Genomic DNA, 11,845 nt, shown 5'->3' with positions numbered 1-11,845 from the left:
GTGCGCGAGCGAGCGATCATTTCTCTATCCAGTACAGTCTGCGTGACGGATCGCCGTCCGTCGGCGAGCATCTATTGTTTCAATCAACTACATTTGAGTCGTGTTCAGTCGCGCACGAGAGGCTTACTTCTTGCGCTCGAACGATTTCTTGAACTGGTCGAGATCTTCGACCTGGCCCTTCGCAACACCGTCGCGGCGCGCGATCAGCGCATCCCACTGCTTGAGTGACAACAAGTGGGCATCGACGGCGGTGACGAGACCCTGCCGCACCATTTCGGCAAGCTGCGCGTCGGGCAGCGCGCGGAGGCGCTCCTCGGCCACGCCATAATATTCCGCGATCACCTCACGCTGCTCGCCGTTTCCGTTCAGTGCCAGCGTGTGCTTGACCTCGAGCAGGTCCGCGTCGATCAGCTGCTTGACGAATGCGTTCGAGCGCTTGCGCTCCGCCTCATATTCGTTGAGGAAGTTGATCGCGCCCTTGGTGAACTCGGTCAGCTCCTTGTCCTTGAAGAGCGCCTCGCCCTCATCCCCTTCCGAGAAGCCGGGCGCCTCGCGGTCGATGCACACCACGAAGTCATCGGTGTCGGTTCCGGCCAGCGTGAACGGATAGCGGCGCAGATAGGCCGGAACGTAGACGCCCGCCTCGAAGCGGCCGTCCTTCAGGAACAGGTTCTGCCCCTCCTGCAGGCCAAGGATCGCCATCGGCGTCTTTTCCGGACCGCCGAAGACGATCGGGAAATGGTGCATCGCCTGGACGAACTCGCCCACGAGCAGGGGAACCGCGTTCACGGCACCGACCTTGGCGACAAGCTGGTCGTTCGCGACGAACTTCAGTTCGCTATGGTTCTCGGAATGCAGGGCTTCGGGTTTCGCATAGAGATACTGCGATCCGGACAGTTCGATGGTGCTCATAGTCTTTACCTTTGCTTTGAAATTCAGAGGGTGAATGTGGTGCGGAGCTGGACCCGCCATTCGCCGGCCTGCGTTCGCTCGCCGTCGCGCAGCGCCCAGGCCGAATTCACACCGATCGACAGCATGTCACCGAGCCGGTAGTCGCCGCCGAACCCGGTCGAAGCGAGGGCCCTGCTCTTGTGCGTGGCGTTGTCATGACCACGTCCGGCGTCGACGAAGATGTACGGGGACAGCGTTCCCTTGGTCCCTTCCGGGAGCGAGAAGGCCGGCAGTCGCAGTTCGTTGCGAAACACCACGCCGCGGTCGAACGCGCCCTCGTCCGGCGTGTAGCCCCTGACGAGGCCGTCACCGCCCAGACCGAGCTGCGCGGGAAGCGGCAGCGCGCTCTTCGCATATTGCATGGACAACTGACCCACATAGGTCAGGCCCAGCGGCAGCCGTTGCAGGCCCGAGATATCGAGCGTGCCGTAGCTGTAGCGGTTGTCGCGCGTGCGACCGTTGGTGAACTCGGCCAGGCGCTTGCTCGCGCGCGAGCCGGGGTCACCGGGGCTGACATGGAGATTGGCAGCAACGGTCAGGTTACCGGTCGAGCCTTGCCACGACTTCGACCAGCCGAACAACGCCTGCCAGATGTCGGCCGATGCATCGAGCGCGACCTGCCGACCGAAGAACACCACGCGGTGCTGCTGCTTGGCTTCGAGACCGACCACCAGATCGCCAGACCCGGACGGCAGGCCGAAAGCCGACAGGGCCGAGCGGTATGCAACCGTGGTTTCGGTGGTCCGCTGCCGAACCGAAAAGTCCTTGTTGATGACCTGGTTCGTCAGCGCGTCGCTGACCATCACCTCGATATTCTGGCGCGGCAGCGTCGGGATATAGAGGCGACCGCCCTGTGCGCGATAGCGCGGCTGCTTCGGCAGAAAGTCCGAACCCTGCCACCAGGCATCATCGCTGCCGGTGAGCTGATAGGACGCATAGGCGCCCGGCAGCACCGGCAGCTTGAAGATCGTACCGACGAAGAAGCGATCCAGCCCGGTCGAGCGAGCGCCGGTATTCGACCAACCTGCATAGAAGCGAACCGGCGCCGGCGGCCTGGACACGATCGTCAGCGCGGTCTTCCCGCTCTCCGCACCCGGCGCGAACTGCGCTCCGACCGGCGCGAACGGATCGCGGTTCAACCAATCGATGTCTTCGCTCAGATCCCGGCTATCGACGGGACCGCCGACCTCGGCGCGCACGCGGCGTTTTACCGCTTCCGCTGCCCGGGGCGACAGCCCCTTCACATCGACGCTGCCGATCCGGAACTCCGTCACGCGGAGCTGCAACACGCCGCTCGTGATCTCCTGTTCGGGTGCACTCAGCGACACGAACGGGCGACCCTCGGCGCGTGACTGACGCGCGATCTCAGCCTGGATCTGCGCGATCAGCTGACGCGACAGGGGGCGACCGAGGAATTTCTTCAGCGCCGATGCCGCATGCCCCTTATCGACCGACGGAACATCCGAAATGACGACGCCATCGGTCAGGCCCGCCGCGTCCCGCAGCGCCTCGGTCTGGTTCAGCAACACCAATGCGCGCAGCGCCGGCCCGATCGGCGCACTGTCCGCATCCGCCGGAAGCACATTCTGCATCTCGACGCGCTGCGCCTCGGCTTTCGGCACCGGCGGCAGATTCCGCTCCACCGCAGTCTGAGCCGACGCCGACACGGCGCACGATAAGGCTGTTCCTGCCAGCAGAATATTGAGGGTCATCTTCATCATGACACAGGCCGATCGCCGGAAGAGAAGAGCGAGAGTCCCTGGCAGTCGCGTGGCTCAGAGACGCGGGAAGCGTGGACCGCAGCCGGTGCGGTCACCGGCTCGCATTGTTGCGCGCGCAGCGGTCTCACGGCTTGCGGCCCTTGGGCGCGGCAGGCTGCGCGGGGGCAGTTGCAGCGGGTGCCGGATGCTTGCGCGCCCACTCCTCGTTCCGGCTGACCATCGCCTTCATCGCATCCGCGAAGCCATTCAGCGACAGCGGCAGGACCAGCGCCTGGCCGGTTCGATCGGCGACCGCGATCAGGCCTTTCTGCGCCTTGTAGAAGGGTTCGAGGTCCGCGCGGGTGACGACCCGGTCGATATAGCAGCCGTCCGCCTCGCAGCGCGTGATGCGATAGCCGGGGACGTCCGTCTTGTCGTCCAGCCGCACCAGCGCCTCGGGCTGAACCAGCACGCCCAGCGGCACCTGATACTGGACCCCGTAACGGTCGTCCCGCCCGGCATAAGCGAACGAAAAGCGCAGGAGCTTGTCGTCATCGTCCTTGCGACGCACGGCCTGGACCACCTCACACGGAGGCAAGCCTTCCCGGACGGCGCACACCACCGACCAGTCGCCAAAACGATCGACCGTCGGCGCTGCGCCCGTGGTCGGTGCAGCTGCGGCCTGGGCAGGAGCCGCCGCAAGCACAGCAGTAATCAACAATTTCATCATGAGACTGGTCTTCCCGTATTCAAGTAACAGTGAATGTGTTCAGCAGACACGGAGGCGCAGTAGGCCGTTGCGAAAAGCTCGCCGCGCCATAGTCAGCCATCGACAAACAAAATCAGTGGACGTCTAATGTCCTCAGACCTTGGCGAGATCGGCCCATGTCGGGGTCAATGTCCGACATAGTAAACCGAGGCCCCGAGATTGATCTTCGGACGTAAATGGCGATAGGCAGGCTTGTTATTCTGGCTATCGAACAAAGCGGTCAGGTAGGTCGTGTCGCGCTGCTCGCCGAGCGTCATGTCACCCACGACTTCAGCCAGCGTCACGACCGGATTCCGCAGCCCGGCGGCGTTACCAAGGCTCACCTTGGTCATGGCTTCGCGGACATTGCCGGGGCTACCGCCCGACACCGACTGGTTCGTTGCGAACCGCGTCAGACGATCGTCTTCGCGTCGCCGCTCGACGACAGCACACGAGCCCGAGAGCACGCCCCCTCGCGTCACGCAGTCAAGCGATCCGTCGAACAGGTTGCCGCCACCCGTCAGCGCGATATCCCCGGCGGCCGTGAACGTGGCGGCTCCGCCCGCGCGGATCGGACCCGACTGGCTGACCGCACCGACACCGCTGGCACCGGCTGCGACCGTCAGGTTGCGTCCGGCAACCGTCGGGCCGGTCAGCACGGTGTCGCCGCCGCTGGTGATGGCCAGATCGCGCTCCGCGACGAGATTGCTGGCATGAACGCCCTGCTGCCCGTTGACCGTGATATCACGGCCGGACAGTTGCAGGATCGCCATGTCCCCCGCGCCCTGACGGATTGCGACATCGCCCGTCATCGCGATCACGCCGCCCGTTTGGGTGAAGCCGTCCGACACGGTGATCGAACCTGCTCCGCTCAACCCGCCACCGCGCTGAACCAGCGCGTCGACGCTCAGCTCATTCGCGACGACGAGACGTCCTTCCAGCACTTCGAGTAGCGTGTCCGTGGCGTCGGGCACAAAGTCTGCATCACGGGCGCTCGTCAGGCGATCGATGAACACAGTGCCAGCGCCATTGAACGTGACCTTCGCGTTCGCCGGCAGCCAGACACTCGCGACGTTTGCGAGGTCAGGGATTGAGCCGCCGGCCCAGTTCGCAGCGTCGAACCAGTTCTTGCCATCACCGGCACCGGTCCAGGCGACGCTTTCCCGACGCGTGATCGTACCCGTCAGACCGCCGGGCTGAACAAGGGTATAGTTCCCCGCATCGGTGCCCGACAGCGTGTAGCCGGTCACCGTAACGGTCTTGCCGCTGCCGACATTCTTGTCGGCGAACCGCGCGTCCACACCCGAGGTGACGAGCACCACGGAATCCTGTCCGAGAGCGGCGACGCTACCGCCAAGCATAGGTGCCAGCGTGTTGCCGTCATACGCCTTGGTGCCGACGGTCACGTTGCCGATCCGCAGCGTCGCCGGCGTTATGCTGGCCGTCGCCGTTGGCGCCGGCCCATCGAGACGGTAGTTGCCGGCGAGCGTTCCGGTTAGCGCACCGATCGTGCTCAGGGTCACCGTTTTGTTGGCACCGACATTCTTGTCGGAGAAGAAGCCTTTGGCGCCGACGTAATTCAGCCCGATCAACTCACCCGGCAGGATACCGATCAACGACAATCCGCTGGTGTCGACCACCGCATCGGTCGTCGTGTCATAGACTTTGTCCAACGCTGCCAACTGTCCGGCGAGCGACACCGACCGAGGGGTGATCGTGCCGGTCAAGCCGGTCGGTTGGGTCAGGGTATAATTGTCGGCATCGCCGCCCCACAGCGTGAAACCCGACGCGGTCACAGCCTTGGCCGTGCCGGCATTCTTGTCGGCGAACCGGCCACTGCCGGCACCGATGCGCACATCATCGCCCGACACCACGCCAACCAGTTGACCGCCGCGCAACGCCGCGTCCGTGGTGCCATCATAGCTCCGCGTCGCCACCAGCAGGTCGGTGATCGCAAGCCCCCTGGTTGTGATCGCCGCCGACACGCCGCTCGTCGTCGCGAGCACATAGTTGGAGGCCAGGCCGCCATTGGTGCCATCCGACGATGTGTAGGTGACGTTCGTCGTATAGCTGCCGGCATTGCGGCTCGATAGCGCAGCCGCAGTGCCCGCCACGTTGAGCGTTTCCGATCCGACCAGACCCGAGAGTGTGCCGATGGTCAGCGCGCCCGCAATGGTCGTGCCATCATAAACCTTATCTGCGATCAGTGGAGTGCTGATCGACAGAACGGCCGGTGTGATGGTGCTTGCCGAGTTCGACACAGAAGACGCCGCAAGCGTGTAGCCATAGACCGGCTTGCCGCCGGAGGTCGCGCTCAGGATCGCCAGGCCCGAGGCGGTGATCGTCTTGTTCGACCCGGCATTGGCATCGGAAAAGAATGCCCCGGTCGGGGTCAGAACGACATTGTCATTGGCCAGCACGCCCGTCGCGGTCGCCCCGTTCACGCCTGCGAAGGTCGTTCCGTCATAGCTCTTCGAGATCGCCCCAAGGGCCGCGCCCAGCGTCGCCGTCCGGCTGTAGAGCAGACCGCTGCCGGTCCCGGCGACGGCCGTCTGCCCGTAGGTCGCACCATATTGTTTAAAGTCGAAATCCAGCCCGTCGGTGATATCCATCGACGGATCGCCCGACCAGATCAGCCAGCGCCCGTTCGGGGTCGAGAAAGGCGACTGGCCGTAACCGTTCATGAAACTCCGCCCGACCAGGACAATTGCATCGCCGGTTGTATTTGCGGTCAAGCTCGATGACAGGATGATCATGCTGCCAGAATTCGTGCCGCTGTGGGCGCGGATGCTGCCGCCAGCGACCGTGTTCAAAATGATCCAGCCGCTCTGATTGTACGTTTTTCCAACGCCGTCGCGCAGTTCAAAGGAAACAGAGCCACTGCCCGCATCGATCGACACGCCACTATTCATCGCGATGCTGGCGTTGCCCGTCTCCCGCTGGGCATCGACCACGCCGTTGGCAAGCAAATCATTGGCAATTACGGTGAGGCCGCCGCCACCTGTAATGATATTCGCATCAAAGATGACCGACCTTCCGGCTTGGAGCGTGAGGTCGCCCACGGCGCTAACGCCCGGCGTGACAGTCACCGCCCGATTGACCGTAATGTCGTTCGACGCCTGCAACGTCACCGATGCACCCGCAGCGAGCTGAGCCGCAAGGTCGGTGGCACTGACCGTTACGGTGTCCGACGGACTACTGGCGTAGGTTGGCGTCGACCAGCCGGCGTTAGCGGTCGCGGAACCGATGAACAGATAAGCGGCGCCCTTGCGCCAACCGTTATTCGAAGCTCCCTGGTCGCCAAACGCGCCGACCGCCAGCCTGTCGCCGGCCGAATTGAACGCGGTGCTGTAGCCAAAAAACTCCCCGCCATCCACATTGGAGAGAGCAACATCCCCAGCAGAAGTATAGTTCTTTCCGAATGTTGTGCCGAGCGATCCGCCGGAAAAGCTGCTGTCCGAGAAGTTGAAGATACGGACGGAACCGGCAAAAGGAGACTGGTTGTCACCGCCAGCATCCCCGGGCGATCCCACCGCCAGCTTCGTACCGTCAGCGCTTAGCGCAACGGCATTGCCGAAAAGATCCGTGTTATCCAGACTGACATCGACGTTCTTGCCACCGGTAAAACCTTCGCCAATGATCGCCTCGAGCACGCCGCCGCTGAAATCGGTGTCTGAAAATGAGTACAGAAAGACCGCGCCCGTTCTTTCATTCGGCGTGGTCACGGATTGTATGTCAGTGGCGCCGATAGCCAATCGGTCGCCTGCTGCGTTCAGAGCGACTGAGCGGCCAAAGTTCGACCCTTGGCCGATTTGGGCGACATCAATATTCTTTCCGCCGAAGTAGCCTTTACCGATTGTTGCGACTTGCGACGCACCATTGAAGTCAAGATCGTTGAAGCTGAACAGGTACGCCGCACCGGCACCCATCACATTGCCCGGGCCTTGATCCTGAAATGCACCGACCGCGAGGCGATCACCGCTGGCGTTCAGCGCCACCGACATCCCAAAGAATTCACCTTGGCTGACACCACCTACGCTCAGGTTCGAACCTGTATAGCCGTTGCCGATGATCTTCGGCGACGACGCTCCCGAGAAATTCATGTCTGCAAATCGGAAAAGGTAAACTGCACCAGACGCAGCTGCATTGTTTGCAGCCCCAGCGTCACCGGGCGCGCCGACCGCGAGACTAGTGGCATTGCTGTTCAGGGCCACCGATCGCCCGAACGTATCACCCGTCTCAAGCCTTGCGACGTCTACATTCTTGCCCCCCGTATAACCTTTACCGATAATGGCTTCCAATGCACCTCCGCTGAAATCCGAATCGGCAAAGCTGAACAAATAGACTGCGCCGGCATAGTTCGTGTTGTTGGCCGCGCCGTTTTCCAACGCTGATCCAACGGCCAGTCGGGTTGCCGATCCGTTGAGCGCGACACTGAATCCGAACCCATCGCCATCTTCCAGCCTGGCTACGTCAACCGGACTATAGCCCTTGCCGATGATTCCGGCATACGCCCAGCCTTGTTGCGCCACCGGATCGCCAATGATGAGGTTCTTGGGATCGAGCAGCAGATGCCCGTTCCCCAGGGTCACCTGATCCAGCGCGGCGCGGCGCAGGTCCTGCGCGGAGGAAATCTCCACCGATCCACCGCCCGTCGCGCCCCGTGCATCGACCGCGCCCAGGAAGGTGGTCTGCGCATCGGACCAGATGACCGCAGTGCCGCCTTCGCCGCGGCTCGCCGAGACGTCGATGCGGGTGCCGTCGTTGACGAAGCTGTGTCCGGCCGCGGCAAGGCTGGGAAGCGCGCCCCAGCGCCCGGTGAAGCTCTGCGTATAGGGCTGGCGCGCATCGGCGACCTTGCCGCCCTGGAACGCGCCACCGACGCGCACCAAGCCGCCCTGGTGCCGGCCCGTTGCCGTGATCCTGGTGCTCAACAGGCGCACATCCGACGCGGTCAGGTCGATCCGCCCACCCGCGCCATAAAGGCCGTCCGCGGCGTATTCGCCCGACGTCATGGCAGTGCCGCCGGTCACCGAGCGGATCGTGCCGCCGTCGATCAGGCCGACGACATTGGTGCGCCCATCGCTGTTCTCGAACAGGCGGGCAGCGCTGTAACTGACGCTACCGCCCGACCCCTGTGCGCTCGCGGCCTGCGTCGTTCCGCCCAGTGACAGCAGCCCGTCACTCTCAACGGTGACCGTGCCGCCAGTCTGGAGCGCGCCCGTCGCCGAGGCGTCGATTCCGCCGCCAAGACCCACCGATCCGCCCTTCACGACGACCGCGCCGCCGCTGGTTCCGGTGGCGAGGATCATCGAGCCTGTCTCGGTGGTGATGCCCCCCGGCCCGCTCAGCGTGATGACGCCGCCCTGCGACGTCGCGGAGTCCGCGCGCACGATGCCGCCGACGTTGACCGAGGCATTGACCACTTCGCGCGCCGCGGCGGCAGTCAGCAGGACCCGGCCGCCCTGCGCCGCGATCGTGCCCTCATTCTCCACCAGCGCCTTGAGCGGCGTGCCCGACGCATCGCGCAACGTGGCGCTGATCGCGTCACCGGCGCTGAAGCGCACCAGCCCGTCACCATAGAGGTCGATCCCGAAGCCCTTGCCGGCGCCGAGCGAGACACGACCCATATTGGCCTGGATCAACCCGGCATTGCGCACATGCGGCGCAACGAACGCCGCCATACCCGCGTCACGGATCGAGATACGGCCCTCGACGACGATCTCCGCGCGGTCATTGCCCCCATTGTTGAAACGCAGCAGCCGGTCGCCGGCCATGAAGCCGGCCGCATCGATATCGTGCGTGGTGACGATCAGGCCGGCCATGTCGACGGTCGATCCCTTGCCGAACAGCACACCGTTGCGGTTGATGAGCACGACCTGACCATTGGCCTGGATCGAGCCGAGAATAGTGGACGGATCGCCGCCCGTGACGCGGTTGACGGTGATGGACTGCGCATCCGGCTGACGGAAGATCGCCGCATCGCCTGCCCCCAGGGAGAAACGGTTCCAGTCCAGGATCGCCCGGTCGCTGCTCTGGGTGACGACGGTCTGCGCCGTGCCCTGCCCTGTGATGGTCGCCTGACCGGCGACGACCGAGCCACCGGCGGTCTGCGCGTGGACCGATGCGGTCTGCAACATCATGCCGGCCGCGATCGCCATCGCCATACCGCTCGTGCCGCAATACCAGCGCTTGCCCATATTTGTCATCACTCCACCACCTTGTTTCCAATACGTTGCCGACTGCATGCAGCCGCTGTGCGGCCGCCTGACATCAGAAACGGAAGCCAATATTGCCGACCAACCGGTCACCATCTTCGAGCGGGCGAGCCGCCGACGTCCTGACGATCCGGCTCGCCTCGATCCCACCGGAAATATGGTCAGTAAGGCTGAGCCGCAGACCGACTCCGGCCGATGCAGCCCAAACACTGCGCGGCTCACGAGGCAGAAGCGCACCGGCCTGCCAGACCCGCCCGCCGTCAATGAACCCATAGATCTGGGTGCCGACGGGAATGCCGCCCACATTCCAGCGCAACTCGGCACTGCTCAGCACGCAATGATCGCCCACCAGTACACCGGCATCGAAGCGCCGCCCGTACCGTCGGCCGCCGAAACTGCATTCCGCCGCGCTGTAGAGAGGGCCTTGCGCGGCTAGTTGCCCCTGTGCCGAGAACAGCGCCGATAATTGCCCGCCCGCCACATTCAGGAGAGGCTGGAGACGCTGCGCCTCCATGGTCACGAGCATATAGTCGAGCCGGCCATTAGCGCGGCTGTTAGCCCGGGCATCAAGCCAGCTCAGGCCCTTCTCCATCCCCAGTCGAAGCTGCGTGACGGCCCCATGGCCGTCGGTTTCGACATAGTTGAGGCTTGCCATGGTCGACCGTAGCCGGTCCCGCATCTCGCCCGATCCGAGCAACTGGGAGTCGGCATTCGCCAGCGCCGTGCCCGCTTCTATCGTTAGGTTGCGGCTGCGTGTGCGGATGAGCGGATAGTTCAGCGCCACCCGCGCCGTCGTCGAGTCACCCTGATAGTCGAGCAGGCGCAGCAACGGCGTGGTCGGACGCGTATGGGAATAACCACCCGACACATTCAGCGTCAGCCCGTCCGCGCCGATCATCGAGCTATAATCGCCCGACAGGCTCCAGAAGGCATCGCTGGTGATGCTCTGGAATGCACCAAGGCGCACCCGGTCAGCCCCCGTCAGCACACCGTTGAAATCGACGGTTCCGCCCACGATATGCGTGCCCAGTGATCGCGGCAGAAAGCTGTTGTAGCCTACATCCATGTTGCGGCGCGTGCGCGTGATGTTGATCGTCAGGATCGACCCGCCGACCACATCTTGTGACGGCGACAGGGTCGCGCGCGCCTGCACGCCGGGCACGTCGTTGATCAGCAGCAAATAGCGTTCGAGAGCGGCGGTCCGTAGCGGCTTCGACTCCTTGATTTGCTGGGCAATGCTCTCGATCGGCCCATTGCGCAGCAGCCCCTTCGGCAAGGGATCGCCGGCGAAATTGACGCGCTCGACAAAGCCTTCGATGACGCGAAGAACGACATGGCCGTCTTCGATCCGCTGCTCGGGGACCACCGCAAAGGACAATGCGTAGCCTTTGCGGCTGTAGAGCCGTGTAACTGCATTGGCGAAGGCGAAGACATCCTCGACCGAAACTTCGGCGCCCGGCGCATGCTTCCATTCACGTAATATATCATTGGACGGGATGGCGGTCGCGCCCTCAATCCGGACATCGCGCCAAAGGAACCGCATGGCTGCAGCATTGTCGGGCGCCGCCTGCTGCTCGCCCTCGGGAACAATGAGCCGGGGCGCAGCATTAGGTTCCGTTCTTGGCTCGATATTGCCGCCGACGCGGTTGGGATCGACCGTAGAAGGCACGCTCTGCTGCGCAAGCGCAGGATAAGCAGCCATCATCACACCGACAGCGCCCAAAACCCAGGCCAGACGAAGGAGACGTTCGCCATTGCGCAGCTTAGTGAAAGGTGCCCGCTCAGGCGAAGCGAAGAGAAAATTTGACAAAACTACCTCATGGAGAATGGGCACGCTCCAAACGGCCCCAACATCAAGCGAACATGCCTCCCGCAGGATGACCTGCGTGGCCGTTAACGGGAGCGGCGCAACGTCGGTCCGTCGGACGACGCGGCCGCATAGAGCCTTTGCAGCGCGAGCTAGGGGGGGCCTATCTCGCGCTGCCTTCCCCTCGCCCAGGTGGGAGCTGGGCGAGGGGAATTCGGAAGCAGGTCTGACCTCCGAAAAGATCGAAATAATGCTTGGCGTACCATTTACGTGGACCCCGGTTCCGGCTGACGATGCCGTGCCGGTCCCGAGCTGAAGGGCGCTGTCGCCGGATAGTTTTGCAGCGCGGGCCGGGCATTTGCACCGCGCTGCTCCTCGCTCGATCGAGTTCAACCCGAGGGCGCGAGGGTCGGAAGGTGAC

5 protein-coding genes are annotated in these 11,845 nt (G+C 63.8%); all 5 read right to left on the bottom strand.

Going from position 1 to position 11,845, the window contains the following annotated elements:
• Positions 1-123: 123 nt before the first annotated feature.
• Positions 124-912 (bottom strand): SapC family protein, encoded by a 789-nt coding sequence (locus M2336_RS17975; RefSeq protein WP_264593384.1) that lies wholly within the window; start codon positions 910-912, stop codon positions 124-126.
• 23 nt (positions 913-935) lie between these two features.
• Positions 936-2,672, bottom strand: coding sequence for a ShlB/FhaC/HecB family hemolysin secretion/activation protein (locus tag M2336_RS17970; protein ID WP_264593383.1), 1,737 nt, complete (start codon positions 2,670-2,672; stop codon positions 936-938).
• Between the two features lie 124 nt (positions 2,673-2,796).
• Positions 2,797-3,381 (bottom strand): invasion associated locus B family protein, encoded by a 585-nt coding sequence (locus tag M2336_RS17965; protein WP_264593382.1) that lies wholly within the window; start codon positions 3,379-3,381, stop codon positions 2,797-2,799.
• A gap of 164 nt (positions 3,382-3,545) precedes the next feature.
• A complete protein-coding gene (locus M2336_RS17960) occupies positions 3,546-9,608 on the bottom strand; it encodes a YDG domain-containing protein (protein WP_264593381.1) in 6,063 nt (2,020 codons plus the stop codon).
• Positions 9,609-9,672: 64 nt separating this feature from the next.
• Positions 9,673-11,322 (bottom strand): ShlB/FhaC/HecB family hemolysin secretion/activation protein, encoded by a 1,650-nt coding sequence (locus M2336_RS17955; protein ID WP_264593380.1) that lies wholly within the window; start codon positions 11,320-11,322, stop codon positions 9,673-9,675.
• Positions 11,323-11,845: the final 523 nt, after the last annotated feature.

Origin of the sequence: Sphingobium sp. B1D7B (genome assembly GCF_025961965.1) — a bacterium.
In the GTDB taxonomy this organism is placed as follows: Bacteria; Pseudomonadota; Alphaproteobacteria; order Sphingomonadales; family Sphingomonadaceae; genus Sphingobium.
Note: the sequence above shows the minus strand (reverse complement) of the source record. Positions and strands in the feature narration are given on the sequence as shown.

What these genes read in the sequence shown, in the direction of transcription:
- M2336_RS17970 (WP_264593383.1), bottom strand. Translation starts at nt 2,672, where the DNA reads ATGATGAAGATGACCCTCAATATTCTGCTGGCAGGAACAGCCTTATCG.
- M2336_RS17955 (WP_264593380.1), bottom strand. Translation starts at nt 11,322, where the DNA reads ATGATGGCTGCTTATCCTGCGCTTGCGCAGCAGAGCGTGCCTTCTACG.
- M2336_RS17975 (WP_264593384.1), bottom strand. Translation starts at nt 912, where the DNA reads ATGAGCACCATCGAACTGTCCGGATCGCAGTATCTCTATGCGAAACCC.
- M2336_RS17960 (WP_264593381.1), bottom strand. Translation starts at nt 9,608, where the DNA reads ATGACAAATATGGGCAAGCGCTGGTATTGCGGCACGAGCGGTATGGCG.
- M2336_RS17965 (WP_264593382.1), bottom strand. Translation starts at nt 3,381, where the DNA reads ATGATGAAATTGTTGATTACTGCTGTGCTTGCGGCGGCTCCTGCCCAG.